The following is a 26,706-nucleotide window of genomic DNA, read 5'->3' on the forward strand; positions in this document are numbered from 1 at the left end:
CGACCCGGTCATCCCCGGGCTCGACCTCGACCTCCCGGCCGGCCAACGGGTCCTGCTAGTGGGCCCGAGCGGCTCGGGCAAGTCGACGCTGCTGCGGGCCCTCGCCGGCGTGCTCGAGGTCGCCGACTCGGGCGAGCGGGGTGGCACCGTGCTCCTCGACGGTGCCGTCCCGGGGGCCCGGGCCGGCGATGTCGGCCTCGTCCTCCAGGACCCTGGCGCGGGCATCGTCTCGGCCACCGTCGGGCGCGACGTCGCCTTCGGCCTCGAGAACATCGGTATGCCGCGTGCGGACATGCCGGCGCGCGTCACGGCCGCGCTCGAGGCGGTCGGCCTCGAGATGCCCCAGGACACCCCGACCTTCGCGCTGTCCGGGGGTGAGCAGCAGCGGCTCGCCCTGGCCGGAGCGCTCGCCCTCGAGCCTGCCGTCCTGCTGCTCGACGAGCCCACTGCGATGCTCGACCCAGGCAACGCCGACACCGTCCGCCGGACCGTCGACCGGGTGACCAGGTCCCGGGGGCTGACGACGGTCGTCGTCGAGCACCGGCTCGGCCCCTGGCTCGACCTCGTCGACCGGCTGGTCGTCCTCGACTCGACTGGTCGGGTCGAGGCGGACGGCGAGCCGTCGACAGTGCTGGCGCTGCACGGGGAGTCGCTTGCAGCCCAAGGCATCTGGGTGCCCGGGTTCCCCGATCCGCAACCACGCGGCATACCTGCCGGGGTCTTCGAGCCGTCGTCGACCGGCGCCAACGTGCTGACCCTCGACGCGGCCGACGTCACCATCAGCAGGTCGGTGCGGGGGCTCGACGGCTCGACGCGCACCACCGTGGCGGTGCGGGACCAGTGGTTCCAGGCCCGCGCGGGTCGGGTGCACGCCCTCGTCGGTCCCAGTGGGGCGGGCAAGTCCACCTTCATGCTCGCGTTGGCCGGGCTGCTGCGCCGACAGGGCGGGGAGGTGCGCCTGCGGCCCGACCTCGCGGTCGAGGGGGAGCGCGACCCGCGTGAGCTGGGCACCGTCGAGCTGGCCCGCCGGGTGGCCTGGGTGCCCCAGTGGGCCAGCTCGACCCTCGTCAGCCACACCGTGCTCGACGAGGTGATGACCACGTCACGGGCGGTGGGGTCGGTCGAGTCCGAGGCGCTGGCGCGGGCTCGGGCCCTGCTGGCGCACCTCGGCCTCGACCACCTGGAGCAGGCCGACCCGCGACACCTCTCTGGTGGGGAGCAGCGGCGGCTCGCGATGGCGTCGGCGGTGGTCCACCAACCCGCCCTGGTCTGTGCCGACGAGGCCACCGTCGGACAGGACCGGCTCACCTGGGCTGCCGTCATGGGCATCGTCGAGGGGTTGCGCGACACCGGCGCAGCGATCGTCCTCACCACCCACGACGACGCCGTGACTGCTCGCGCTGACGCGGTCACGGTGATCGAGCGGCCCGTGCAGCCACCCCCCGCCCCGGTCCTGCGCCGACCCCTGGTGGCGCGGGCCGGACCGCTCTCGCTGCTGCTGGGCGCGAGCCTGGCCATCCCTGCGGGGGTGGTGTCTCCTCGGTGGTCCACCAGCCTCGTCGTCCTCGCGGCGCAGGTTGTGCTGGCCGGGCTCGCGCTCTGCGCTCCGGGCCGGGGCCCGGCACCCGCGGTTCGCCTCCGTGGAGTGCTCCTGCGACTGGGGCCCGGGCTGCTCGGCGCGCTCTCGGTGGCGTGGTCCACCTGGCTCCTGGGTGGACACGACCACGAGACCGCGTTCACCGCGGGCCTGCGGGTGCTCATCATCGTGCTGCCCTCGACGGTGCTGATCCAGCACGTCGATGCCGACGCCCTCGGCGACCACCTCGGGCAGCGGCTTCGGCTCCCGGCCCGCCCCGTGGTGGCCGTCGCCGCGGCGCTGCAGCGGGTGCACACGTTCGGCGAGGTCTGGTCCGAGATCGCCCGGGCCCGCCGGGTGCGCGGCATCGGAGCCTCCGCACGCTCGCCGCGCTCGGTCCTCGCCGAGCTGTGGGCGCTGACCCTGGGGATGCTCGTCCGATCGCTCCAGTCGGCAGCCGCGCTCGCGGTCGCGATGGACTCACGCGGGTTCGCCACGGCATACCGGCGCACCTGGGCGGCGCCCGCCCCCTGGCGACGCGCCGACTGGCTGGTGGTCGCCGCCAGCCTGCTCCCCCTCGCGCTGGCAGTCGTGGTCCGCTGAGCCGGCGCCTCGTCTGCGACGACCCCTTGCGGCTCGCTGGGGAACCGGAGCAAGGTGACTTCCATGAACCGTGTCAATGACGCCGCGGGTCCGGCCGCACCGGACCAGATCCGCAACGTGGTCCTGGTGGGAGCGAGCGGGGCCGGCAAGACGGCACTGTTCGACCAGCTCGTGGCGGCCCGGATCCCGGGCCGCCGCGCTCGTGACGGAGGCGATCTCGCGCCCACCCAGTCGCTCACGGCGGCCTCGATCCCCAGTGGCGAGGTCACCCTCAACCTGCTCGACACCCCCGGTCACCCCGACTTCGTGGGCGACGTGCGCGCCGGGTTGCGGGCCGCCGACGCGGCCCTCTTCGTCGTGGCCGCGGCCGATGGGGTGGACGAGCCGACCCGGCTCTTGTGGCGTGAGTGCGAGGTGCTCGGTATGCCGCGCGCCGTCGCCGTGACGCGCCTCGAGCAGGCGCGGGCCGACTTCGAGGCGACCGTCGAAGGGTGCCAGCGCGCGTTCGGCGATGCCGAGCCGCTGGCCCTGCCGCTGGTGGTCGACGGCGCGGTCACCGGACTGCTGAACCTCCTTCGCCGCACCGTGACCGAGCAGCAGCCGGGTGGGGGTGAGGCCGACCGGGAGCCCAGCGCCGACGAGGGTGAGCTGATCGACGCCCAGCGGGGCGAGCTGATCGAGTCCGTGATCGAGGAGTCCGAGGACGAAGGGCTCCTCGAGCGCTACCTGGGGGGAGAGGAGGTCGACACCGAGGCGGTGTCCGACGACCTGCGCCTCGCCGTCGCGACCGCGCGGTTCTTCCCGATCCTGCCGACCCACGCCCCGGGCGGCGTGGGGGTCGAGGCGCTGCTCGAGCTGTGCGAGAAGGGATTCCCGTCGCCGGTGGGCGCAGCAGTCCCGACCGTGTACACCCCGGCCGGTGGCGACTTCGGTCCGGTCACCTGCGACCCGTCCGGCCCACTCGTGGCCGAGGTCGTGCGCACCACGACCGACCCGTTCGTCGGACGCCAGTCGCTCGTGCGCGTGTTCTCCGGCACGTTGCGCCCTGACGAGCCGGTGCACATCTCCGGTCACCTCCAGCACTTCGCCAGCCACCTCGTCGACGAGCACGCCGACCACGACACCGACGACGAGCGGATCGGCCCGCTCTCCGCGCCGGTGGGTGACGAGACGCGACCCGTCGCGGCGGGGATCGCCGGCGACGTGGTCGTGGTGTCCAAGCTGTCGGGTGCGGAGACCTCCGACACGTTGTCGCGCAAGGACAAGCCGGCCCTCGTCGAACCCTGGCTCCTGCCCAACCCGTTGCTGCCCGTGGCGATCCACGCCCGGTCGAAGGGCGACGAGGACAAGCTCGCGACCGCGCTGCAACGGCTGGTGGCCGAGGACGTCACGATGCGGCTCGAGCACAACGCCGAGACCCACCAGCTGGTGCTGTGGGCGATGGGGCCGGCCCACGTCGACCAGCTGATCGCCACCCTCGACTCGCGCTACCACGTGCCCGTCGAGGTGGAGCCGGTCCGGACCTCGTTGCGCGAGACCTTCGTCCGGCCGACCAAGGTGCAGGGCCGGCTCGTGAAGCAGTCGGGCGGGCACGGCCAGTACGCGGTCTGCCACCTCGAGATCGAGCCGCTGGAACGCGGCGCGGGCATCGAGTTCGTCGACAAGGTCGTCGGCGGCGCAGTGCCCCGCAACTTCATCCCCTCGGTGGAGAAGGGCGCGCGCTCCCAGCTCGAGAAGGGGGTGCTGGCCGGCTACCCCGTGGTCGACGTGCGGATCACCCTCGTCGACGGCAAGGCGCACTCGGTCGACTCCTCCGACATGGCTTTCCAGACCGCCGCCGGGATGGCCCTGCGCGAGGCGGCGAACGACTCGACGGTGGCCATGCTCGAACCCGTCGACGAGGTGCACATCGAGGTCAGCGACGACGCGGTGGGTGGGGTCCTGGCGGACCTGCGCGGCAGGCGGGGCCAGGTCCACGGCACCGAGCCGGCCGAGGTCGCCGGGCGCACCGTCATCCACGCCGAGGTGCCGGCCCACGAGCTCGCCCGCTACCCGGTCGACCTGCGCTCGGTGTCCCACGGCACCGGCAGCTTCACCCGCAGCTTCGTCCGCTACGACTACATGCCGCCAGCCCTGGCCCGCGAGGTCACCGCAGGCTGACCGGTGCGCTCAGTCCGGGACGACCAGCGGCGTCTCGGAGCGCCCCCGGCGGACGAGGTAGCCGTGCCACAGCAGCCGTGCCGCGGTCGAGCGATGGGGCTGCCACCGCGCGCCCAGCTGCTCCAGCCCCGCCTGGTCGGGCACCACGTCGAGGTGCAGCGCCTCGGCCGCAGCGACCTGCAGGGCGCGGTCGCCGACCGGCCACAGGTCCGGGCGGCCGAGACACGCGAGCAGGTAGACGTCGGCGGTCCAGCGGCCGATGCCGGGCAGGGCGGTCAGGGCGCGGCGCACCTCGTCGTCGGACTGGACGTCGAGGGCGGGCAGGTCGAGCTCACCGGTCACCACCGCCGCGGCCAGTGCGCGCAGGTAGCGGTCCTTCTGCCGGGAGACGCCGTCCTCGCGCAGCTCTTCGGGAGTGGTGCGCAGCAGGGCCTCGGGTGCCAGCGAGCCCGTCCGCGCGAGGACCTTGCGGTACGCGGCGGCCGCGGAGGCCAGCGAGACCTGCTGCTCGAGGATGAACAGCACGAGGCTCGCGAAACCCGGGGGCCGCAGCCACAGCGGTGGCGTGCCGTGGGCGGCCACCAGCGCGGCGAGGTCGGGGTCGGCGGCGGTCAGCTCCGACACCGTGCGCGCGAAGAGCCGGTCGTCCACGAGCGGCGACGCTACCCCGACCCGACCGACTCGACCCGACCCGGTGGTCAGCCGGCCCGCAGCCGGCGACGCTCGTCGCGCAGGGCCTGGAGCTGGGCGAAGTAGGTCTCGGTCGGGTAGGTCTCGGTCGGCTCGGTGTTGGCGCGCGAGACCTCGGCGCGCAAGACCTCGGCAGCCGGCGCCGGGGCGGCCGGGGCGCGGACCAGCCTGAGGTGGGACGGACGCTTCTCGGCCATGACGCCCACGGTAGGACCGCCCACCGACAGCCGACGCCCAGGATCTCGACGTAGCGTGAGGGGGTCGACCGGTGAGGAGGTGCGGGTGAAGCGGTGGACCAGGCTCGCCGTGCCCCTCGTGGCCGTCGCCGTGCTGGGCGGCGCCGGGCTGGCTGTGGCCGGGTCGAGCCGTGCCCCGGCGGCCCCGCCGGTCGAGCGGCTCGACAAGGTCGTGCTGCTCGGCGACTCCTACTCGGCCGGCAACGGTGCCGGGGGCTACCTCGACTCCTGCTTCCGCACCCCCCAGAGCGCAGGACGCCGGTATGCCGCGCAGGTGCGGGCCGCGGTCGTGGACGTCTCGTGCAGCGGGGCCGTCGTGGCGGACCTGACCCACGCCCGCGACCAGTCCCGCCCCGCCCAGGTCGACGCGGTGGACCGGACCGCGGACGTGGTGGTGCTGACCATCGGAGGCAACGACGTCGGGTTCGGCACGATCGTCGTCCAGTGCTTCCTGTTCGGCACCGGCACCGCCGACGGTGGCTGCGCCGACGGCATACAGCGGGCGTGGGCACAGCTGCCCCGGCTGCGCACCGACCTGACCGCCGCGCTCACGCAGGTGCGGTCGCGGATGCGGCCGGACGCGACCCTCGTCCTGCGCAGCTACCCCCTCCTGGCGCCCGACCGGCCGCTGGTGGAGCAGGGCGGCTACGACGCGAACCGGGGGATCCGCGCGCTGGGGAGGGCCGGCACGGCGGTGCAGCAGGAGGCCGTCGACGCCGTCCGGGCGTCCGCCCCGGGGCGGGAGCGCACCTACCTCGACACGTCCGCCGCCACGGTGTTCGCCGGTCACGAGCTCGGCGCGAAGCCGGCGGCCGGGGCGAAGGCCGACCCGTGGTTCGTCGGGTTCGGCACCAGGGGCGGGCGGCAGGCCGAGGTCTACCACCCCAACCCGGCCGGCTGGGCGGCCTGGGGCGACTCGCTGACCCGGTTCCTCGCGCCCCGCACCCGCTGACCCGGATTGCCTCGACGCGACGCGGCGCGAGAGGCTGGCCGCATGCCCGAGGTGTTCGCAGGTCTCGTCGACGTCCATTACGGCTTCATCGACCTCTACTCCGACCCCGACGGCAGCGGTGACGAGTCCGACGACCTGATCGCGGCCCGCCGGGGGCAGGCCAACGGGCTCGTGGGCGCGCAGGTCCCGCACCAGCTCGGCATGGTCACGGGTCTGCACACCGGTGAGGTGCCCCTCGTCGTCACCTGGAGCGAGGACGCCCCGGCGGTGGACGAGGAGTGGGAGGACGTCGTCGAGGTGTCGGTCGACCTGTCCACGCCCGACCTGACGATCGCGACCTTCGAGAGCGCGTACGGCTGCACCATCCCGCAGTCCGGGTGGCACCGGGCCCGCTACTGCGTGGCCGCGATGGACGAGGGGCAGGAGCTCGACACCCCCGAGGAGGACGAGGTCGCCCCCGACCGCTACCTGCTCCAGCTCTGGCCCGCGCCGCCGCAGCCGGATGCTGTGCTGCGCGAGGGCAGCGAGATCGCCGCCTACTGGCACGGGGTCGCGCGCGGCGAGGACTGACCGGGAACAATCTCCTCCCGCACGAAGTTGAGCCGAGTGAACGCAAGTTTGGCGCTCGGATTTGCCACCCGGCAGCTCTGCTCCTAACTTGAGTGCAGGCAACTCAACCCCAACGCAACAGGAGATTTCCCATGGCACGTGCGGTCGGCATCGACCTCGGTACCACCAACTCGGCCGTCGCCGTCCTCGAGGGCGGGGAGCCGACGATCATCGCCAACGCGGAGGGCGGTCGCACGACCCCGTCCGTGGTGGCGTTCTCCAAGGGCGGTGAGGTGCTGGTCGGCGAGATCGCCAAGCGCCAGGCCGTCACCAACGTCGACCGGACGATCCGTTCCGTCAAGCGCCACATCGGCACCGACTGGAAGTCGCCCGAGATCGACGGCAAGACCTACACCGCGCAGGAGATCAGCGCCCGCATCCTGCAGAAGCTCAAGCGCGACGCCGAGTCCTACCTCGGTGAGGACGTGACCGATGCCGTCATCACCGTCCCCGCCTACTTCGACGACCACGAGCGCCAGGCCACCAAGGAGGCCGGTGAGATCGCGGGCCTCAACGTCCTGCGCATCATCAACGAGCCCACCGCCGCAGCGCTCGCGTACGGCCTCGACAAGGGCAAGGAGGACGAGCTCATCCTCGTCTTCGACCTCGGTGGTGGCACCTTCGACGTGTCCCTCCTCGAGGTCGGCAAGGACCCGGAGGACGGCTTCTCGACGATCCAGGTCCGCGCGACCAGCGGTGACAACCAGCTCGGTGGCGACGACTGGGACGAGCGCATCGTCAACCACCTCCTCACCACGGTGAAGAACACCTCCGGCGTCGACCTGTCCAAGGACAAGATCGCGATGCAGCGGCTGCGCGACGCGGCGGAGCAGGCCAAGAAGGAGCTCTCCTCCTCGACCAGCACCAACGTGTCGATGCAGTACCTCTCGATGTCCGAGAACGGCCCGATCCACCTCGAGGAGACGATCAGCCGCGCCCAGTTCGAGCAGCTGACCAAGGACCTGCTCGACCGGACCCGCCAGCCGTTCCACAACGTCATCAAGGACGCCGGCATCGCGCTGGCCGACATCGACCACGTGGTCCTCGTCGGTGGCTCGACCCGCATGCCCGCCGTGAGCACCCTCGTCAAGGAGCTCACCGGTGGCAAGGAGCCCAACAAGGGCGTCAACCCCGACGAGGTCGTCGCCGTGGGCGCGAGCCTGCAGGCCGGTGTCCTCAAGGGTGAGCGCAAGGACGTCCTGCTCATCGACGTCACGCCCCTGTCGCTCGGCATCGAGACCAAGGGTGGCCTGTTCACCAAGCTCATCGAGCGCAACACGGCCATCCCGACCAAGCGCTCCGAGGTGTTCTCGACCGCTGAGGACAACCAGCCGAGCGTGCTGATCCAGGTCTTCCAGGGCGAGCGTGAGATCGCGCAGCACAACAAGCAGCTGGGCACCTTCGAGCTCAGCGGCATCGCACCCGCCCCGCGCGGCGTGCCGCAGGTCGAGGTCACCTTCGACATCGACGCCAACGGCATCGTCAACGTCTCCGCCAAGGACCGCGGCACCGGCCAGGAGCAGAAGATCACCATCTCCGGTGGCTCGGCCCTCGCCAAGGAGGACATCGAGCGGATGATCAAGGAGGCCGAGGCCCACGCCGACGAGGACAAGAAGCGTCGCGAGGAGACCGAGGCCCGCAACACCGCCGAGAACCTCGTCTACTCGACCGAGAAGTTCCTCGGCGACAACGCCGACAAGCTCCCGGCCGACGGCCGTGGCGACGTCGACGCCGCGCTCGCGGACCTCAAGGAGGCCCTGAAGCCGGAGTCGGGCGCGACGCCCGAGGACATCTCGGCCAAGACCTCGAAGCTCTCCGAGGAGTCGCAGAAGCTGGGCACCGCGATGTATGCCGCGGCGGCCGAGTCCGAGCAGGCCGGCACCTCCGGTGACGGTGCGGCGTCCGACGGCGCCGGCTCCACTGACGCGGGTGCGTCCGACGACGACGTCGTGGACGCCGAGGTCGTCGAGGACGACGAGGAGAAGAAGTGACCGACCAGGCCCCCATGCCTGACGGTGTCGAGGAGGTGGTGGGCGCCGGCGAGACCGCCGCGCCCACCGCCCCCGCGGCGGCTCCGCTGCAGGGCGACATCCTCGACGAGGCTGACGGCCCCCAGCACCCCGGTGACGCCACCGAGGCGGCTGGCGAGCAGCCGTCGGACTCGGCCGACCTCCACCCCGACACGGTGCTGGCGGGGGAGCGGCTGGCCGACCTCCAGCGGCTCCAGGCGGAGTACGTCAACTACAAGCGTCGCGTCGACCGGGACCGGGCGGTCGTGCAGGAGCGCGCCGCCCAGTCGGTGATCGAGGCGCTGCTCCCGGTGCTGGACGACATCCACGCCGCGAGGGAGCACGGCGACCTGGTCGACGGCCCGTTCTCGGCGATCGCCGACAAGCTGGAGTCGACCCTCGGCAAGTTCGGGCTGGAGCGCTACGGCGCGGCCGGCGAGCAGTTCGACCCGAACCTGCACGAGGCCCTGATGCACACCGCGTGGCCCCAGGACGGCTCGGTGCAGCCGACCGACTCGACCACCGTGGTGCAGGTGCTTCAGCCCGGCTACCGCGCCGGCGAGCAGATCCTGCGGGCGGCGCGCGTCGCCGTGGCCGATCCCGAGTGACGGCAGCATCATCTCCAGCATGACCCACGCCCCGGCCGCCGATCCGACCCGCGCCACCGGCGCGGGCCGGACCGGCGGACCGGGCGCCACCAGGACGAGGCAGGAAGGAGGATGCCGACATGGCTAGCCAGGACTGGTTCGAGAAGGACTTCTACGCGATCCTCGGCGTCCCCCAGGACGCCGACCAGGCGGCGATCAAGAAGGCCTACCGCAAGCTCGCTCGTGCCCACCACCCCGACCAGAACGCGGGGGACGCCGCTGCCGAGCAGCGGTTCAAGGACGTGGGCGAGGCGAACTCGGTGTTGTCCGACCCCGAGAAGCGCCGTGAGTACGACGCGGTCCGCCAGATGGCCCGGGGTGGCGCCCGGTTCACCGCCGGTGGGCCCGGTGGTGGCGCGGCCGGCTTCGACGACGTGTTCTCCACCATGTTCGGGGGCGGGGGCCGCGGCGGCCCCCGGGTCCGTTACTCGACCGGTGGCGGCGGTGAGCCCAGCCTCGAGGACCTCCTCGGGGGGATGTTCGGAGGAGGCGGCGGTCCCGCCTACGGGGGCGCCGGGTTCCGCGCACCCCAGGGTCCGCGCAAGGGCGCGGACCTGACGGCCCGCACGAGCCTGTCGTTCCGCGATGCCGTCGAGGGTGCCACCGTCACCCTCGGCACCACCGGTGGTGGCCAGATCACGACCCGCATCCCGGCCGGGGTCAAGGACGGTCAGAAGATCCGCCTGCGCGGCAAGGGGCAGCCGGGCGACTCGGGTGCGCCCGCGGGCGACCTCATCCTCACCGTCGCGGTCGAGAAGCACCCCGTCTTCGCTCGGGAGGGCGACAACCTGACCCTCGAGCTTCCCGTGACGTTCGCCGAGGCGACCCTCGGCGCCACGGTGGCCGTGCCGACCCTCGACGGGTCCAGCGTCAAGGTGCGCATCGCCCCGGGCACCCCCAGTGGCAGGGTCCTGCGGATCAAGGGCCGCGGCGTGCCGCTGAAGGGCAAGCCGGGTGACCTGCTGGCGAAGGTCAGCGTCGTGGTGCCCCAGCGACTGTCCGACGAGGCGATGGCCGCGGTCGAGACCCTGCAGACCCTCGACAAGGGGTTCGACCCCCGGGCCGAGCTCTTCGCGAACGCGAGGCGGTGACGGTCGTGGCCGACGTCCGTGCATTCTCCCCCGACGACGACTCCCCGGTCTTCGTCATCTCCGTCGCGGCCACCCTGGCCGGCATGCACGCGCAGACCTTGCGGCAGTACGACCGGCTCGGCCTGGTCAGCCCGTCGAGGACCCGCGGTGGCGGTCGGCGCTACTCCGGACGCGACGTGGCGATGCTCAGGGAGGTGCAGCGACTGTCGCAGGAAGAGGGTGTCAGCCTCGCCGGCATCCGGCGCATCCTGGAGCTCGAGAACCAGGTGACGGCGCTGCGCAGCCGGGTGCTCGAGCTCACCGACGAGCTGGAACGCTCGCGGCTCGCGTCCCCGTCACGACCCGCCTCCCGGGTCTTCGCGGTCGGCCCCTCGGGCGACGTGATCGCGGTACGGGCCGGACAGCGCCCCCGGCTGCAGCGCTCGCAGGCCCTGGTGGTGTGGCGGCCGAGCCACCACCGCGCGACCACTGAGCCACGGTGAAGCACCACTGATCTCACGGCACGCCAAGAGCCCCACCCCGTCACCGGGTGGGGCTCTCGGCATGCGCCGGCGCTTGGGGGGCCGGGCAGGTCAGTCGGGCACCTCGGCGGGGCACCTCACGCAGACACCTCGTCGCGCAGGGGGGCGGTGGCCAGCAGGGCCCGGTAGTCCTCGATCTGCAGCTCGCGCAGCAGTGCGGCGTAGACCTCTGGGCTGACCCGGAGCTTGCTGCCGGTCTCGAGGTGCCTGATGTACGAGGGGTCGACCTCCAGGGCCGCGGCGAGGTCGGTGACTGCTCGCCCCCTGGCGCGGCGGATGACGCGCAGTGCGTAGCCATGGACCTCGATCGCGCCATTTGACGGTGTTTCCCTAGACATGGCCATGAATCTAGCCATGAACGCGTGGTCCGGCAAGAGTTGTGCACAGGGGTCCCCGGAACGAGCGATCGCCCTCGCCGGGGGCTCGGCGGCGCCCGCCGTGCAGCGCCCGAACTGGTGGGGGCGCGGGGGGAAACGTGACTGAGCAGGACTAGAAGTGACTGGGTGTGACTGGCAAGATGCGCAGCATGAATCGTGAGCAGCTCGAACGCCTCGGCCACCGTGTCGAACGTGCCCGCCTCAGTCACGGGTGGAGCAAGGAACAGGCCGCCAGGGAGGCTCGCATCTCCTCGATCACGTGGAAGCGCGTGGAGGACGGGCTCGGCGTGCAGGACGTCAAGCGGGCCAAGGTGCTCGAGGTGCTCGGGCTGGACGACCGGGGTGAGCCTGTCGGTGGGTCGCCGCAGGATGGTGGCTTCGTGAACGCTCCGGGCCAGCGGGTCCGGTCCGGGGTCAGCGACGAGGAGGTCCTGGCCCTGATCGACGACGTGAGGAGCAGGCTTGACGCCATCGAGCGGCGCATCCGGGGTTCCTGACCCCTGGGCAGTGCTGGGCGGGATGCGCGATGTGGTGCTCGTGCGCCAACCCATCGCCGAGCCCGGTCGCTACTACCACGGCCGTCGGGCGATCGTGCTGCGCTCGGGTCGCAGCCTCGAGGAGGAGCGGTGCTCGCTGTGGCACGAGCTGGTCCACGCCGAGCGTGGCGACGTCGAGTGCGCCGGCTGGGCGGCCTCCGCCATCGAGCGCAGGGTCGAGCGCGAGGCGGCCCGACGGGCCATGCCACTGGACGTCATGGAGCGACGTCTTTCCCTCGCCAGCGACTGGGACGACTTCGTCTGGCACATGAAGGTGCCCGAGCGGTGGGTGCGGTTCCGGCTCACCCATGCCGCGCCCGCCGAGCGCGCCCGGCTGCGGCGCGCCTGCCGGTGGGCCGACTGACCCCGCCCGCGCGGCAGACTCGTCCCGCCCGCGCGGCATACTCGTCCTGTGAGTGAGCACCTGCTGGTTTTTCCCGACCGTGAGACCGCCGACGACGTGGCTGCCGAGCTGGCCCACGAGGGATTCTCCGAGGTCCGGGCCGTCCGCGAAGCCTTGGCCGGGGAGGACGACTCCGAGGACCACGAGTGGGCCGTGCACGTCGTCGAGGAGATGGTCGCCGACGAGTCCGGCCCGGTCGAGACCGGGCTCCGTGACCGGTTCAGCGCGCTGGCCGAGGAGCATGGCGGCTGGTACGACCCGGATCCCATCCCGCCGACCTGACCGCGCGCGCCACGCCCGACCTCGAGGGCTCCCGCGGGAGCCCGGGCACACCGGGTCGGTGGTCGAGCAGGCAACGCGAGAGGGACCGGCACCAGTGGGTGCCGGTCCCTCTCGCGTGCTGCCCTGGGTCAGCGACCCCAGACGCCCAGCCACTTGGCGCCCGCGGTCTGGCCGGACAGGCTGGCCAGTGCCGACGGGAGGCCGACGGCGACGCTGCCTGCCTTGGCCTGGGCCGTGCCGGACAGGTGGCCGGTCGACGAGATGGCGTAGAACCCGTCGTACGCCAGGCTCGACTTGTCCTGACCGGTGCCGCTGCGGTGCGCGGGCAGGGTGCCGTAGATGCCCGGGTTGATGGCGGTGCCCCGGCTCCAGACGGTCAGCCAGTCGGGGTCGCCCGCGTTGACCCGGTTGAACACGTTGCCGTTGCTCGTCACGCCCATCTGGGCCGCCGTGCGCTTGTAGGTGTAGTCCTCGACGCACAAGACGCAGTTGGCCTTGGAGTTGGGCAGGCCGATCACGTTGTTGCGCACCGTCACCGGGCCGACCAGCCAGGTCATCTCGGGCTCGTTGTAGCGGTAGTCGTGGCCGTACGACGTGTTGGCCGGGGTGCGCGGGTCCTGCACGATGTTGATCGGACGCGCGTTGCGGACCACCGTGTTGTTGTAGATCGACACGGTGCTGGTGTTGTTGATCTTGATGCCCTCGGCGCCGTTGCCGTCGACCAGGTTGTTGACGATCGTGCCGCGAGCTGAGATCTCCAGGAAGATGCCCGTCGCCACGTTCTTGACGAAGTTGTTGTTGATCAGCTTGGTGTCGTAGATGGACACGTCGGACCAGTAGCCGTGACCGAGGTTGTTCGAGACGGAGCTGTTCTTGATGAGCACCCCACGGGTGCGGCTCGCCTTGATGCCACCCGCCACCGGGGCCGGGTTGAACCGCTCCCAGTCGTTGCTGTCCACCCGGCTGTTGAGCAGCTGGAAGCGGTCGGCGGTGGCGATGTGCAGGCCGAGCATGCCGGCCCGCTGGATGGTGGTCCGGTTCACGACGGCGTCGGAGGCGATGACGCCGAGCCCGATCGTGGCCGAGTCGAGGATGCTGACGTTCTCGATCCGCGCGCTCGGCTGCTCCACCGTGACGGCGCCGACGTGCCAGATGCTGGGGGCGTAGCGACGGACCCCGATGCCGCGGACGACCACGCCGGCCGCGCGGATGCTCATCGCGTGGTTGAGGGTGGCTGCGCGCACGGCCTGCCCGGTGGGGTTGCTCCCCAGGTAGAGGGTCGACGTCGCGGTGTCGAGGAAGAACGTGCCGGCGACCACCTTGGCGCGTGACGCGACCTGTCGCTGCTGCGTGCCGTTGACGTAGACCTGGTCCGGGTGGGCGGCCATGGGGTAGGCCGGGTTGACGAACTGCCAGCCCGGCGCGGTCCCGTCCTTGGCGCCCTTGGTGTAGCCGACGCTCGCGTCGAAGCGGGTGGTCCAGCCCTTGTGCGCCCACGCCGTGCCCGACTGCGTCCAGCCGGTCACCGGGACGGTGCCGTCCATCCAGGCGGCTTCCTTCGGGTAGTTCTGGATCGTCACCTTCTTGTAGATGGCGAGCGACTCGTGGTAGGTGCCGCCACGCAGGACGACGGTGCCGCCCGCGGGGGCGAGGGCGATGGCCCGGGCGATGGTGCGCACCGGCTTGCTGAGCGTGCCCGCTGCCGAGTCGCTGCCCGAGGTCGAGGCGAAGACCGCGCCCGAAGGCACGGCATACCCTGCGGCGCCGATGGCGAGCGAGCCGGAGGTGTCGGCCGCGCGGGTGGTCGTGGTGGCCGCGGAGGCGGGGATGACGGTCCCCAGTCCAGCCGTCGCGGCGAGGGGGACACAGAGGGCCAGGGCAGCGAAGCGGTGGGCTGCGGTGCCGCGCTGGGCGCGGTGGCGGGGGGCATACCGATGCAGGGCCTGAGGCCTGTTCACGAGAGGTCCTTCCGGGGGGTCAGTCCCTGCAAGCGGAGGACAATACATGAGCTCATACACAAGGACTAATGCATCTGGACGAGTCGCCGCGGCGTTTTTTGAAGTATCAACCGATCGGCTGATGCCTTCCCAGCACAAGGTTGAGTGGAATAGGCTCAAGTTCAGCGGGGTTGTCACGAGGGAAAAGTCCCCGAACTCATCCGCGAGGAGCAGACACACGCATGGAGCTGAAGCCGACCGCCAAGGTGGCCGAGGCGCTGGCGCTCGCCCAGCGAGCGGCCCAGTCCGCCGGCAACCCGGAGATCACCCCCGACCACCTCACGAGCGCCCTCGTGCAGCTCGACACGGCGCAGGCCGACGCCCTGTTGCAGGCCGCCGGCACCGGCGCAGCCCACGTGCTCGGCCAGGCCGATGCGCGAGTGCGCGCCCTGCCGAAGACCTCCGGCGCGACTCAGCCCCCGACCTTCGGTCGTGAGGCGCTGGCCGTGCTGCAGCAGGCGGACACCCTGATGCGCGCCAAGGGCGACACCTACCTCGCCCTCGACCTGCTGCTGCTCGCCCTCGCCGAGACAGGTCACCTCGCCGCCGTCGAGAAGCGGGGCGCCAAGGACATGGAGGCCAAGATCGAGGCCACCCGCGGCGGACGGACCGTCACCAGCGAGACCCCCGTCGAGGGCGGCGAGGCGCTCGCGACCTACGGCACCGACCTCACCCAGGCGGCTCGCGACGGCCGGCTCGACCCGGTCATCGGGCGCGACTCCGAGATCCGGCGGGTCGTGCAGGTGCTGTCGCGGCGCACCAAGAACAACCCCGTCCTCATCGGCGAGCCCGGCGTCGGCAAGACCGCCGTGGTCGAGGGGCTGGCCCAGCGCATCGTCGACGGCGACGTGCCGGAGTCCCTGCGGGACAAGCGGCTGATCAGCCTCGACCTGGGCGCGATGGTGGCCGGGGCGAAGTACCGCGGCGAGTTCGAGGAGCGGCTCAAGGCGGTCCTCGAGGAGATCAGGGCCAGCAACGGACAGGTCGTCACGTTCATCGACGAGCTGCACACGGTCGTGGGAGCCGGAGCGACCGGCGAGGGCGCGATGGACGCCGGCAACATGCTCAAGCCACTACTGGCCCGGGGCGAGCTGCGCCTGGTCGGTGCGACCACGCTCGACGAGTACCGCCAGCACATCGAGAAGGACGCCGCCCTCGAGCGGCGCTTCCAGCAGGTCTTCGTGGGCGAGCCCTCGGTCGAGGACACCATCGCGATCCTGCGCGGGCTCAAGGAGCGCTACGAAGCCCACCACAAGGTCGAGATCGAGGACGCCGCCCTCGTCGCCGCGGCCTCGCTCTCGGACCGCTACATCAGCGGCCGCCAGCTGCCCGACAAGGCGATCGACCTCGTCGACGAGGCCGCCTCCCGGCTGCGCATGGAGATCGACTCCAGCCCGGTCGAGATCGACGAGCTCAGGCGCGCGGTCGACCGTCTCAAGATGGAGGAGCTGCACCTCGAGCGCGAGACCGACGAGGCCTCCGTGGAGCGGCTCGCCAGGCTGCGCGAGGACCTGGCCAACCGGTCGGAGGAGCTGGCTGCCCTCAACGCGCGCTGGGAGGCGGAGAAGTCCGGCCTCAACCGGGTGGGCGACCTGAAGACCCAGATCGACGAGGCCCGGACCCGTTTGGAGAAGGCCCGCCGCGAGTACGACTTCGAGACCGCCAGCCGGATCGAGTTCGGCGAGATCCCCGAGCTCGAGAAGGCCCTCGCCCTCGCCAACGAGGACGAGGTGGCCAGCGGGCTGCGCAGCGGCGACCTGATGGTCAAGGAGCGGGTCGGCGCCGACGACATCGCCGAGGTCATCTCGGCGTGGACCGGCATCCCCGCCGGTCGGCTCCTGCAGGGCGAGACCGAGAAGCTGCTGTCGATGGAGTCGATCATCGGCTCCCGGCTGATCGGGCAGTCGAAGGCGGTCGCGGCGGTCTCCGACGCGGTCCGTCGCTCGCGCGCCGGGCTGGCCGACCCCGACCGGCCGACCGGTTCCTTCCTGTTCCTCGGCCCGACCGGGGTCGGCAAGACCGAGCTGGCCAAGTCGCTGGCCGACTTCCTGTTCGACGACGAACGCGCGATGGTGCGGATCGACATGAGCGAGTACTCCGAGCGGCACGCGGTCGCGCGCCTCATCGGGGCCCCGCCCGGGTACGTCGGCTACGAGGAAGGCGGTCAGCTCACCGAGGCGGTCCGCCGACGTCCCTACTCGGTGGTGCTCCTCGACGAGGTCGAGAAGGCGCACCCGGAGACCTTCGACATCCTGCTCCAGGTGCTCGACGACGGCCGGCTCACCGACGGTCAGGGCCGCACCGTCGACTTCCGCAACGTCATCCTCGTGATGACCAGCAACCTCGGCAGCCAGTTCCTGGTCGACCCCACGATGGACGACTCGGCCCGGCGCGAAGCGGTGATGGGGGTGGTGCGGGCCAGCTTCAAGCCCGAGTTCCTCAACCGGCTCGACGAGGTCGTCATCTTCGACGCCCTCACCTCCGCCGAGCTGGCCCACATCGTCGAGCTCCAGGTGCGCCAGCTGGCCACCCGGCTGGTCGAGCGCCGGATCACCCTGGAGGTCACCGAGGCCGCGCGCGAGTGGCTCGCGATCACCGGCTACGACCCGGCCTACGGCGCACGCCCGTTGCGCCGGCTGGTCCAGAAGGAGATCGGTGACCGGTTGGCCAGGGCGGTCCTCGGTGGGCAGGTGCGCGACGGCGACACCGTGACGGTCGACCTCGACGAGACCGCGGACACCCTCGTCCTGCGCTGACGGCCGTGGGTCCGGGGCGCGCCTGCGCGCCGCTCCGGACCCACGACCTGCGCGCGTCGGCGTCACCACGCAGACTGTGGGCATGACAGACGACCTGGGACTGGACCGTCGCCCCGAGGGCGTCGACGATGCCACGGTCGAGGCCGTGGGCAAGCTCAGCGAGGCGCTCGAGACGATCGAGGAGGTGCGCGGCCGGCTCTACGGCCTGCACCGGCTCACCGGCTCGGCCGACCTCGCCCTCGGCGACGCCTGCGACCAGCTGCGTGCGGCCGGGCACGGCGCGCTCGCCGACCAGCTGGAGCGTGACCTCGTGGGGCGCAACGTGCTGGCCGGTCGGTGGACCTTCCAGGTGGTGGAGGAGTTCGACGACGGCTACTACGCCAACTTCAAGCGCCTCGAGCAGCAGGTCCGCGACGAGCTCATGCAAGGGCGGCGGCACGTCTTCGAGGCCGAGATGAAGGCCGACCGGCGCACCGAGGGGCGGGCCGGCCACGAGGCCACCCCCGACGACGTGGGCTGACCGGCTCATGGCGCTCGCCGGCCGTGCCCGGCCACGACCGCCGGGGAGGTGTGCCGCGGTGCCGCGCGCGCGGCATACCCGCTGGTCGGGTGCGGGGTGACCGCTTCTCCGCTTAGGTGGGGTGATGACGCGGATCGGCTTCCACGCCTCCCACGAACAGGTCAGCCCTCGCCAGCTGCTCGTTGACGTCCAGCACGCCGAGCGGGCCGGTTTCGACATGGCGATGTGCTCAGACCACTTCTCGCCGTGGAGCACCCGACAGGGACACAGCGGCTACACGTGGTCGTGGCTGGGCGCCGCGCTCGCCACGACCAGCCTGTCCCTGGGCTGCGTCACCGCTCCCGGCCAGCGGTACCACCCCGCAGTCCACGCGCAACGGATCGCGACCCTGGGCCAGATGTTCCCGGGAAGGTTCTGGGTCGCGCTGGGCAGCGGCGAGGCCAGCAACGAGCACATCACCGGAGACGGGTGGCCGCGCAAGGAGCTGCGCACCCAGCGGCTCGAGGAGTGCGTCGACGTCATCCGGCGGATGCTGGCCGGCGAAGAGGTCAGCCACGACGGCCTGGTCACGGTCGACCGCGCCAGGCTGTGGGACCTGCCGGACCCGGTCCCGCTGCTGGTCGGGCCGGCGGTGTCGGTGGAGAGCGCGGCCAGGGTGGCCCCCTGGGCGGACGGCCTGGTCACCGTGAACCAACCGATCGAGACGTTGCGCGACGTGCTCTCGGCCTACCGTGACGCCGGCGGACGCGGCCGCACCGCGCTCCAGGTGCACCTGTCCTGGGCGACCACGGAGGCGGAGGCCCTCGGAGTCGCGCACGACCAGTGGGCGGGCAACGTCTACGGGCCGCCCGTCTCGTGGGACCTCGAGACCGCCGAGGCGTTCGACGTGCTGTGGGGCCAGGTCGACCCGGACGCGGTCCGCGACGCGGTGCGGGTCTCGGCGGACCTCGCCCAGCACGCCGAGTGGCTCGCGGAGTACGCCGAGCTGGGTTTCGACGACCTCTACCTGCACCACGTGGGACAGCAGCAAGACGCCTTCATCGAGGCGTTCGGCAAGCACGTCCTTCCCATCCTGAGCACTGGGAGCTGACCATGCGCGTGACCGACACGAGTGACCAGTGGTGGAAGATCGCGGTCATCTACTGCCTCGACGTGGAGACGTTCTACGACTCCGACGGCGACGGCATCGGTGACTTGGGAGGTCTCGCCGAGCGCGTCGACTACCTCGCCGAGCTGGGGGTGACGTGCCTGTGGCTGATGCCGTTCTACCCGACTCCCGACCGCGACGACGGCTACGACGTCACGGACCTCTACGGAGTCGACCACCGGCTGGGCACGCACGGGCAGCTGGTCGAGGTGATCCGCACCGCGAACGACCGCGGCATCCGGGTCATCGCCGACGTCGTCATCAACCACACCTCCGACCAGCACCCGTGGTTCAAGGCGGCCCGGCGCAGCAAGGACAACCGCTACCGGGACTGGTACGTCTGGCGCGCGGACGCCCCGCCGGACACCTCGGACCAGGTCGTGTTCCCGGACCGGGAGGACAGCATCTGGGAGAAGGACCCGCGGACCGGGGAGTGGTACCTCCACCACTTCTACCGCTACCAGCCCGACCTCAACGTCGCGAACCAGGCCGTGCGCGACGAGATCGCCCGGACCATGGGGTTCTGGCTCGAGCTCGGCCTCGACGGGTTCCGGGTCGACGCGGTCCCCTTCTTCATTGACGACGTCGAGACCGCGGCGGCCGACCCCGGCAGGCCCGACGTGCCGGCCGATCCGCACCAGTACCTGCGAGACCTGCGTGCGTTCGTCAACCGTCGCAAGGGCAACGCGATCCTGCTCGGCGAGGTCAACCTGCCGCACCGCGACCAGAAGAAGTTCTTCGGGGGCAACGCCGCCGACGAGCTGCACATGATGTTCGACTTCATCACCATGCAGAACCTCTACCTCTCGCTGGCGCGTGGTGACGTCCGGCCGCTGGCCAAGGCCCTTCGCCAGCGCCCCGCGATCCAGCCGAGCTGCCAGTGGGCCACCTTCGTGCGCAACCACGACGAGCTGACCCTCGACAAGCTGACGGACGCCCAGCGGCAGGAGGTCTTCGACGCCTTCGGTCCCGAGCCGGAGATGCAGATCTACGGCCGCGGCCTCAAGCGCCGGTTGCCCGGGATGCTCGACGGAGACCCCCGGCGTCTGCGCCTCGTCTACGCCTTGCTGTTCTCGCTCCCGGGCACGCCGACCATCTTCTACGGCGAGGAGCTCGGCATGGGCGAGGACCTCGCACAGGAGGGCCGGATGGCGGTGCGCACCCCGATGCAGTGGACCTCGGGCCGCAACGGCGGGTTCTCGACCGCGCCACCACGCAAGCTGGTCAGCCCCGTCGTGGAGGGTGGCTACGGACCCGCGCACGTCAACGCCGCCCAGCAGCGGCGCGACCCCGACTCGCTGTGGAGCTTCATCCGCGGGCTGATCGCGGCCTACCGCTCCTGTCCCGAGCTCGGCTGGGGCACCTTCGAGGTGCTGCCACAGCCGGACCACGCCGTCCTCGCCCACCGTTCGGCCTGGGAGGACGCCGCGGTGATCGCGGTCCACAACCTCGGCGCGGAGCCCACGGAGGTCGACCTGACGGTCGCGGACCGGGAGGTGCTGCTCGTCGACCTGCTGCAGCCCGGCGAGGAACGCACCGACGACCGTGGCCGGGTGACCCTCGCCCTGGACGGCTACGGCTACCGCTGGCTGCGGGTCCACGTCGGCGACGACGCCCGCCTCCCCTGAGTGCGAGGACCGGTCGAGTCCGTGTGCCTGGGACGGACCCGCGGACCCGTCCCAGGCAAATCAGGTCGCACGACCCCGCGGCGCTCAGCCGATCGGTCGCACGACGGACGGCATGACGCCGGTCTCGCGCGTGGAGAACGCGCGCACCCGGATGTCCGGACCGCTGACCCGATCGGCCTCGACGACCCTGCCGTCGCCGATGTAGAGGGCCACGTGGTGGATGCCCGAGGTGGCGCGGCTTGCGTTCGACCAGAAGACCAGGTCCCCGGCCCGCAGCTGCGAGACCGGGACCCGCGGACCGTCGGCGTACTGGCTTCGCGAGGTGCTCGACAGCCGCAGGCCGGCACCCTTGGCGAAGGCGTACTCCATCAGGCCGGAGCAGTCGAAGCCCACCGTCTGCCGGTCGTCGATGCCGCTGGGGCTGCAGCAGATCCCCTTGGTGGGGCCGGTGTGGTTGCCGCCGCCCCACGAGTAGGGGTACTTCCCGGCCATCGACTTCGCCGCGGCGATCGTGGCGCGCACCCCGGCGCTCGGCGAGGGCTCGGTCGGGGTGGGGGTGCCGGGGCACAGGGGGGCGACGAGCCCGTCGGAGCCGGTGCGGATGTACGCGTCGCTGACGTAGCCGCCGCTCCTGGTCCGGTCCCAGATCCTCGTCGTGCCGTAGGTGCCGGTCACCTGCTGTCCGTACGTCTGGCAGACGATGGTGATCGTCGCGCCGTCCGAGCGATGGCCGACTGCGGCGGAGGCGGCGGTGGGCTGGGCCCGCACCGTGAGCGCGGGTCCGGGGTCTCCGGTGGTGTTGACCGTGCCGGTCGCGGTGGCCGCGCCGGCGGCGACCGCGCCGACCAGTGGCACGGCGACCAGGGTCGCGGTCGCCACGGCGGTGGCGATCCTGCGTCGGCGGGTGCTGAGCAGCTGCATGAGAGTCCCCCTCGGATGTGCCGGCGGGTGCCGGGTCGCTCGAACGCTAGGGGCGGGTGTGGCGTTGCGGCCATGGGGAGCGGTCCCCTCCGACTACCCTCGGGGTCATGCGCCTCAAGGGATTCGCCGCCGCCGGCCCGGCACTCACCGTCGTGGCACTCGCCCTCGTGGGGTGCTCGTCCGGAGGCGATGCCCCGGCCAAGGAGGGGACGCCCGCGGAGCAGCTCGCGGCAGCGCGCACCAACCTCGAGAAGAGCCCGGCCGTCACCTTCACGCTCGAGGCGACCGGCCTGCCCAGCAAGGCCATCGGTGTCTCGGGCGCCAAGGGCACCGGGGCCTTCACCCCACCGTCCTTCAAGGGCACCCTCAACGCGACCATCGCAGGGGTCACGGGCACCGTCGACGTCATCGCCGTGGAGCAGGACGTCTACATGAAGTTCTTCACGCCCGGCTACAACAAGATCGACCCGGCGACCTACGGCGCCCCCAACCCCGCCCAGCTGTTCAACAAGCAGACGGGCATCACCAGCCTCATCGGCAAGACCCAGGCGCCCAAGAAGGGTGGCCAGGTCCGTGACGGGTCGGAGGTGCTGAGCAGCTTCACCGGCACGGTGCCCGGTAGCGCCGTCGCGGACCTGTTCGTCATCGGCGACCGCAGCGGCACCTTCGACGTGACCTACGGCGTCACCAAGGAGAAGCAGCTCCGCACGGTGCTGCTGAAGGGTCCGTTCTACGCGGGGTCGACCTCCACCTACTCCCTGCGGCTCACGAGCCTGGCGCAGCCCGTTGCGATCTCCCGCCCCTAGGGCGCTGCTCGCCACGGCCTCCGTGGCGGTCGCGCTCGCCGCAGCCGACACCTATGTCGTGGTGCTGGCCCTGACGGACATGATGACCGGTGTCGGCCTCGGCATCGACGCGCTCCAGAAGGCCACGCCGATCATCTCCGGGTTCCTGCTCGGCTACATAGCGGTGCTGCCCCTCATCGGCCGACTCGCGGATCTCGTTGCGCGACAACGCATCCTGGTGGCCTGCCTGATGATCTTCGTCGTGGGGTCCGCCATCACCGCCCTCGCCGTCGAGCTGCCGGTGCTGGTGACCGGTCGGGTGCTCCAGGGCATCGGTGGCGGGGGCCTCGTGCCCGCGACGCTCGCCATCGTCGCCGACCTCTGGCCCGCCGAGCGCCGGGGCACCCCGCTGGGGGTGGTCGGCGCGGTGCAGGAGGTCGGCAGCGTGCTCGGGCCGGTCTTCGGCGCCGCGATCCTGGCGATCGCCGACTGGCGGATGATCTTCTGGGTCAACGCCGTCGGCGGGCTGGTCCTCGCCGTCGTCGTCACCGTGGTGGGAGGGCAACCGCTGCGGCGACCACGCGGCATACCCCTCGCGCTGGGCGCGCTGGCCCTGGTCGTCGGCGGGCTCGCGCTGGCCGCGCCGGCCCGACTCGCGACCGACGTCACGCTGGGGGTGCCGTTCGTCCCGCTCGGCGACTCGACGTCGAGGGTGCTGACCCCGATCGGACTGCTGGCGCTGCTGCTCGTCCTCGCCCTGGTGGCGGTGACCGCACCCCACTGGTGGGGTCTGCTGAAGCGGGCCGACCTCCCGGGGGCGGTGCTGCTGGGCCTGGCCCTGGGCAGCGTCGTGCTGACCTTCGCCGCGAGCGACCCCGAGCGTGAGGTGGTCGGACCGCTCGGCTTCGCCCTGCTGCCGGTCGGCGCCGTCGCGCTGGGGCTCTACCTCTGGCGGCACCGCACCGCCGCCGAGCCGCTGGTCGCGCGTGGGGTCGTGCGCGGACGGGCCCGCACCTCGCTCGGGGTGAGCCTGATGGTGGGGGCCGCGCTGGTCGCCGTGATCGTCGACGTGCCGGTGCTCGCCCGCCTGACCCTGACCGACTCGCAGACGGTCGCGGCCTTCGTCCTCGTGCGGTTCCTGCTGGCGGTGCCGGTGGGTGCGTTGCTGGGCGGGTGGTCCCTGCGCCGGTTCGGCGACGGACTGGTCAGCGGCGTCGGGCTGCTGGTGGCCACCGTCGGGCTCTTCGTGATGAGTGGCTGGGGCGACGGTTCGCTCGACGGCCCGATGGCCACCGTCGTCCTCGTCCTCGTGGGGCTGGGGATCGGGCTGGCGCTGGCCCCGGTCAACAACGCCGCCCTCGCCGACGCGCCGGCCGACGCCCACGGGGTCGCGTCCGCGCTGGTCGTGGTCGCCCGGATGGTCGGGATGGTGGTCGGGCTCGCGCTGCTCACGGCGATCGGCCTGCACCGCTACTACGGCACGGTCGCCGCCCTCCCCGACCAGACCGACACCAAGGCCCTGCTGGCGGCGGGCATCGTCCAGGTGCAGACGGTGTTCCTCGGCGCCGCGGTCGCCGCGCTCCTCGGCGCCGTCGGGTCCGTCGGCCTGGGCCTGACCCGTCGGCCGCCGGACGACCGGCTCGCCACCACCGGGCCGCCGCTGAGCACGACCAAGCTCGGCTGACCGGCCACCCGGTCGTCGGGCGGCAGGGTCGGAGGGTCAGGACCGTCTGGAGGGTCAGGCCGAAGGGTCAGGGCGTCTCGGGTTGGGCCGCCGAGTCGAGCACCGACCGGACCGCGTCGACCACCTCGTCGGTCGCCTCGTAGGTCAGCATGTGACCGCGCCCGGGCAGCTCGCGCAGCTCGGCGTGCGGCACCAGCTCGGCCAGTCGGTGGGCGTGCCGCGGCGGCGTGAGCTTGTCGCGGTCGCCCACGAGCACGAGGGTGGGTATGCCGCGCAGCGCCGCGCAGCGCCTCGCTCTCGTCGTGCTCGCCGAGGGCCCCGAAGAAGCGGCCCATGGTCGGCAACGACGTCCCGGCCACCATGTCGCGGGTCAGCTGGACGTGGGCGGGGTCGGGGTCGACGCCGAACAGCAGGCGGCGCTGGCCCTTGAGGGTCACGAACCGGCCGGCCGGGATCCGTGGCAGCCGGGCGGCCACGGCCATCGCCCGGGCCTCGACGGACCGGAGCCGGTGCTCGAGGTCGTCCGCGCTCGTCGACACCAACACGACGCCCACGACGCGGGAGCAGAACTCCTCGGGGTGCAGCCCGGCATACGCCATCGCGGTCATGCCGCCCATGGAGTGCCCACCCAGGACGACCGGCCCGTGCGGGGCCACGACGTCGAGGACCGCCGCGAGGTCGTGGCCCAGCATCCGCACCGACGTCTCACCACGCAGGGGGCTCGACGCGCCGTGCCCGCGCTGGTCGTAGGTCACGACCCGCAGGCCGGCGTCCACGAGGGGACCGACCACGGGGAGCCACGAGTCGCGGGTGAGGGTCCAGCCGTGGGTGAGCACGACGGTGGGGCGGTCGTCGTCCGCCCCGGCGTGCTCCTGCACCCGCAGCAGGGTGCCGTCGTCGGTCGCGACGGTGAAGGTGCGGGAGGTCATCGCGCCAGTATCACCGACGGTAAGTTGGCTGTGCAGCCCGGCGCTCAGTCGTCGAGCTGGACCACGACGGGCGCGTGGTCGGAGGCGCCCTTGCCCTTGCGCTCCTCGCGGTCGATGGCCGCCCCGATGACCCGGTCGGCGAAGGCCGGCGTGCCGAGGATGAAGTCGATCCGCATGCCCCGGCGCTTCTGGAAGGCCAGCCGCGTGTAGTCCCAGTAGGTGAAGGTGCCCGGCTCGGAGGTGTGCGGCCGGACCACGTCGACGAACCCGGTGTCGAGGATCGCCTGGAACGCGGCCCGCTCACCGGGGGAGACGTGGCTCTTGTCGAGGTAGTACTCCATCGACCAGACGTCCTCGTCCTGGGGGGCGATGTTCCAGTCGCCCATGATCGCGGCGGTCTCGCCGGCCTCGACGGACTGCTGGGCCCGGTCGCGCAGCCGCGCCAGCCAGTCGAGCTTGTAGACCATGTGGGGGTCCTCGATCTGGCGACCGTTGGGCACGTAGACCGAGGTGACGCGGATGCCGCCGCAGGTCGCCGTCAGCGCCCTGGCCTCGACCACCGGCGGATCGCCCCACGCGGGCGCGTCGGCGAACGACGGGGTCACGTCCTCGATGCCGACCCGCGACACGATCGCCACGCCGTTCCAGTGGTTGAGGCCGTGGTGTGCGACCTCGTACCCGAGGGCTGCCAGCCGGTCGAACGGGAACTGCGCGTCGGTGGCCTTGGTCTCCTGGAGGGCCAGGATGTCTACGTCGCTGCGTTGCAGCCAGGCCTCCACCCGGTCGATGCGGGAGCGGATCGAGTTGACGTTCCAGGTGGCAATACGCACGCAGGCAACCCTATGCGGACCGGCCTACAGTGGCGTCATGAGCACTGCCCTCGTCACCGGCGCCACGGCTGGGATCGGCCTGTCCTTCGCCCACCTCCTCGCCGAGCGCGGGCACGACGTGGTGCTCGTGGCGCGCGACCGGCCGCGCCTGGAGAACGTCTCCGACGAGCTGCGGGCGAAGTACGGCGTGGGCACCGAGATCCTCGTGGCCGACCTCTCCGACCGGGCCGAGACGGGCAAGGTCGCCGAGCGGGTCGCCGACCGGGCGCGTCCGGTCGACCTCCTCGTCAACAACGCGGGCTACTCCCTGAAGGGGTCGTTCCTGCGCCACGACGTCACCGAGGAAGAAGCCAACTTCGACGTCCTCTGCCGGGCGGTCCTGGTGCTGTCGCACGCAGCTGGCAACGCGATGCGCGAGCGGGGCCACGGAGCCATCGTCAACGTCTCGTCGGTCGCCTCGTTCATCACCGCGGGCACCTACTCCGCCAACAAGTCCTACGTCACGGTCTTCACCGAGGGGCTCGCCGCCGAGCTGCGCGGCAGCGGGGTCACGGCCACGGTGCTCTGCCCCGGCTTCACCCACACCGAGTTCCACCAGCGTGCCGGCGTCGACATGTCGAGCATCCCCGACTTCATGTGGCTCGACGCCGACCGGCTGGTGCGCGACTGCCTCGACGACGTCGCCAAGGGCCGGGTCCTCTCGGTGCCGTCGCCCCAGTACAAGGCGATCGTCGCGGGCCTGCGCTTCGTGCCCCGGTCGCTCGTCCGTCGCCGCGCCGGAAGCGTCCACCGCCCCGGGAAGTGACGCCACGCGGCA

At 72.0% G+C, this 26,706-nt stretch carries 24 protein-coding genes and 2 pseudogenes; 18 read left to right on the top strand and 8 right to left on the bottom strand.

Going from position 1 to position 26,706, the window contains the following annotated elements:
- Positions 1 to 10 precede the first annotated feature (10 nt).
- Together ABD262_RS14025 and ABD262_RS14030 are read left to right on the top strand one after the other, a co-directional pair.
- Complete coding sequence (locus ABD262_RS14025) at positions 11 to 2,179, top strand: ATP-binding cassette domain-containing protein (protein WP_344138235.1); 2,169 nt, start codon at positions 11 to 13, stop codon at positions 2,177 to 2,179.
- Between the two features lie 63 nt (positions 2,180 to 2,242).
- Positions 2,243 to 4,339 (top strand): elongation factor G-like protein EF-G2, encoded by a 2,097-nt coding sequence (locus tag ABD262_RS14030; protein ID WP_344137281.1) that lies wholly within the window; start codon positions 2,243 to 2,245, stop codon positions 4,337 to 4,339.
- 9 nt (positions 4,340 to 4,348) lie between these two features.
- Here the strand turns inward: ABD262_RS14030 and ABD262_RS14035 are convergent, their stop codons facing one another.
- Both ABD262_RS14035 and ABD262_RS14040 read right to left on the bottom strand, forming a co-directional pair.
- Complete coding sequence (locus tag ABD262_RS14035) at positions 4,349 to 4,990, bottom strand: DNA-3-methyladenine glycosylase family protein (RefSeq protein WP_344137284.1); 642 nt, start codon at positions 4,988 to 4,990, stop codon at positions 4,349 to 4,351.
- 47 nt (positions 4,991 to 5,037) lie between these two features.
- Positions 5,038 to 5,226 (bottom strand): hypothetical protein, encoded by a 189-nt coding sequence (locus tag ABD262_RS14040; protein WP_344137287.1) that lies wholly within the window; start codon positions 5,224 to 5,226, stop codon positions 5,038 to 5,040.
- Positions 5,227 to 5,281: 55 nt separating this feature from the next.
- Here ABD262_RS14040 and ABD262_RS14045 point away from each other — a divergent pair, with 55 nt between their 5' ends.
- The 6 genes from ABD262_RS14045 (at position 5,282) to ABD262_RS14070 (ending at position 11,055) form a co-directional block, all read left to right on the top strand.
- Positions 5,282 to 6,217, top strand: a complete 936-nt coding sequence (locus ABD262_RS14045; protein ID WP_344137290.1) for an SGNH/GDSL hydrolase family protein — start codon at positions 5,282 to 5,284, stop codon at positions 6,215 to 6,217.
- Positions 6,218 to 6,259: 42 nt separating this feature from the next.
- Positions 6,260 to 6,787, top strand: coding sequence for a hypothetical protein (locus tag ABD262_RS14050; protein ID WP_344137292.1), 528 nt, complete (start codon positions 6,260 to 6,262; stop codon positions 6,785 to 6,787).
- A 131-nt stretch (positions 6,788 to 6,918) separates the two neighbouring features.
- Positions 6,919 to 8,817 (top strand): molecular chaperone DnaK, encoded by a 1,899-nt coding sequence (gene dnaK / locus ABD262_RS14055; RefSeq protein WP_344137295.1) that lies wholly within the window; start codon positions 6,919 to 6,921, stop codon positions 8,815 to 8,817.
- A complete protein-coding gene (gene grpE / locus ABD262_RS14060; protein WP_344137298.1) occupies positions 8,814 to 9,443 on the top strand; it encodes a nucleotide exchange factor GrpE in 630 nt (209 codons plus the stop codon). The genes dnaK and grpE overlap by 4 nt, the downstream gene beginning before the upstream one ends.
- Before the next feature lie 119 nt (positions 9,444 to 9,562).
- Positions 9,563 to 10,573, top strand: coding sequence for a DnaJ C-terminal domain-containing protein (locus ABD262_RS14065; RefSeq protein ID WP_344137301.1), 1,011 nt, complete (start codon positions 9,563 to 9,565; stop codon positions 10,571 to 10,573).
- Positions 10,574 to 10,578: 5 nt separating this feature from the next.
- Positions 10,579 to 11,055: a heat shock protein transcriptional repressor HspR gene (locus ABD262_RS14070; protein WP_344137304.1), complete on the top strand. Its 477-nt coding sequence runs from the start codon at positions 10,579 to 10,581 to the stop codon at positions 11,053 to 11,055.
- A 116-nt stretch (positions 11,056 to 11,171) separates the two neighbouring features.
- Here the strand turns inward: ABD262_RS14070 and ABD262_RS14075 are convergent, their stop codons facing one another.
- A complete protein-coding gene (locus ABD262_RS14075; RefSeq protein WP_344137306.1) occupies positions 11,172 to 11,432 on the bottom strand; it encodes a helix-turn-helix domain-containing protein in 261 nt (86 codons plus the stop codon).
- A gap of 188 nt (positions 11,433 to 11,620) precedes the next feature.
- On the opposite strand from ABD262_RS14075, the gene ABD262_RS14080 reads away from it, so the two are divergent.
- Genes ABD262_RS14080 through ABD262_RS14090 form a run of 3 tightly spaced genes read left to right on the top strand, consistent with a single transcriptional unit; the run spans position 11,621 to position 12,692 of the window.
- Positions 11,621 to 11,968 (top strand): helix-turn-helix domain-containing protein, encoded by a 348-nt coding sequence (locus ABD262_RS14080; RefSeq protein WP_344137308.1) that lies wholly within the window; start codon positions 11,621 to 11,623, stop codon positions 11,966 to 11,968.
- 40 nt (positions 11,969 to 12,008) lie between these two features.
- The gene (locus ABD262_RS14085; protein ID WP_344137311.1) at positions 12,009 to 12,371 is read left to right on the top strand and encodes an ImmA/IrrE family metallo-endopeptidase; all 363 of its coding nucleotides are present in this window, start codon (positions 12,009 to 12,011) and stop codon (positions 12,369 to 12,371) included.
- A gap of 48 nt (positions 12,372 to 12,419) precedes the next feature.
- On the top strand, positions 12,420 to 12,692 hold the full coding sequence (locus ABD262_RS14090; RefSeq protein WP_344137314.1) for a ribonuclease E inhibitor RraB: 273 nt from the start codon (positions 12,420 to 12,422) through the stop codon (positions 12,690 to 12,692).
- Between the two features lie 128 nt (positions 12,693 to 12,820).
- On the opposite strand, the gene ABD262_RS14095 is transcribed toward ABD262_RS14090, so the two are convergent.
- Positions 12,821 to 14,650 (bottom strand): right-handed parallel beta-helix repeat-containing protein, encoded by a 1,830-nt coding sequence (locus ABD262_RS14095; RefSeq protein ID WP_344137317.1) that lies wholly within the window; start codon positions 14,648 to 14,650, stop codon positions 12,821 to 12,823.
- A 221-nt stretch (positions 14,651 to 14,871) separates the two neighbouring features.
- On the opposite strand from ABD262_RS14095, the gene clpB reads away from it, so the two are divergent.
- The 4 genes from clpB (at position 14,872) to ABD262_RS14115 (ending at position 20,740) form a co-directional block, all read left to right on the top strand.
- Positions 14,872 to 17,445, top strand: coding sequence for an ATP-dependent chaperone ClpB (gene clpB / locus ABD262_RS14100; protein ID WP_344137320.1), 2,574 nt, complete (start codon positions 14,872 to 14,874; stop codon positions 17,443 to 17,445).
- An 82-nt stretch (positions 17,446 to 17,527) separates the two neighbouring features.
- Positions 17,528 to 17,965 (top strand): hypothetical protein, encoded by a 438-nt coding sequence (locus ABD262_RS14105; RefSeq protein WP_344137323.1) that lies wholly within the window; start codon positions 17,528 to 17,530, stop codon positions 17,963 to 17,965.
- Positions 17,966 to 18,089: 124 nt separating this feature from the next.
- On the top strand, positions 18,090 to 19,055 hold the full coding sequence (locus tag ABD262_RS14110; RefSeq protein WP_344137326.1) for a TIGR03885 family FMN-dependent LLM class oxidoreductase: 966 nt from the start codon (positions 18,090 to 18,092) through the stop codon (positions 19,053 to 19,055).
- Positions 19,056 to 19,057: 2 nt separating this feature from the next.
- On the top strand, positions 19,058 to 20,740 hold the full coding sequence (locus ABD262_RS14115; protein WP_344137329.1) for an alpha-amylase family protein: 1,683 nt from the start codon (positions 19,058 to 19,060) through the stop codon (positions 20,738 to 20,740).
- A gap of 84 nt (positions 20,741 to 20,824) precedes the next feature.
- Here ABD262_RS14115 and ABD262_RS14120 read toward each other — a convergent pair whose 3' ends face one another.
- Positions 20,825 to 21,661 (bottom strand): C40 family peptidase, encoded by an 837-nt coding sequence (locus tag ABD262_RS14120; protein ID WP_344137332.1) that lies wholly within the window; start codon positions 21,659 to 21,661, stop codon positions 20,825 to 20,827.
- Between the two features lie 107 nt (positions 21,662 to 21,768).
- Here ABD262_RS14120 and ABD262_RS14125 point away from each other — a divergent pair, with 107 nt between their 5' ends.
- Positions 21,769 to 22,467: an LppX_LprAFG lipoprotein gene (locus tag ABD262_RS14125; protein ID WP_344137335.1), complete on the top strand. Its 699-nt coding sequence runs from the start codon at positions 21,769 to 21,771 to the stop codon at positions 22,465 to 22,467.
- A 22-nt stretch (positions 22,468 to 22,489) separates the two neighbouring features.
- Entirely contained in the window at positions 22,490 to 24,130 is a 1,641-nt protein-coding gene (locus ABD262_RS14130; RefSeq protein ID WP_344137338.1) for an MFS transporter, read from the top strand.
- A 67-nt stretch (positions 24,131 to 24,197) separates the two neighbouring features.
- Here the strand turns inward: ABD262_RS14130 and ABD262_RS19670 are convergent.
- From ABD262_RS19670 to ABD262_RS14145, 3 genes and pseudogenes are all read right to left on the bottom strand, one after another.
- Positions 24,198 to 24,449: pseudogene (locus ABD262_RS19670) on the bottom strand (alpha/beta fold hydrolase); the annotation flags it as partial.
- A gap of 100 nt (positions 24,450 to 24,549) precedes the next feature.
- Positions 24,550 to 25,059 (bottom strand): annotated as a pseudogene (locus ABD262_RS19675) (alpha/beta hydrolase); the annotation flags it as partial.
- A 44-nt stretch (positions 25,060 to 25,103) separates the two neighbouring features.
- A complete protein-coding gene (locus ABD262_RS14145; RefSeq protein WP_344137344.1) occupies positions 25,104 to 25,889 on the bottom strand; it encodes an exodeoxyribonuclease III in 786 nt (261 codons plus the stop codon).
- Positions 25,890 to 25,926: 37 nt separating this feature from the next.
- Between ABD262_RS14145 and ABD262_RS14150 the strand changes: the two genes are divergently transcribed.
- Entirely contained in the window at positions 25,927 to 26,694 is a 768-nt protein-coding gene (locus ABD262_RS14150; protein ID WP_344137347.1) for an SDR family NAD(P)-dependent oxidoreductase, read from the top strand.
- Positions 26,695 to 26,706: the final 12 nt, after the last annotated feature.

Source organism: Pedococcus bigeumensis (genome assembly GCF_039531795.1).
GTDB classification, from domain to species: domain Bacteria; phylum Actinomycetota; class Actinomycetes; order Actinomycetales; family Dermatophilaceae; genus Pedococcus; species Pedococcus bigeumensis.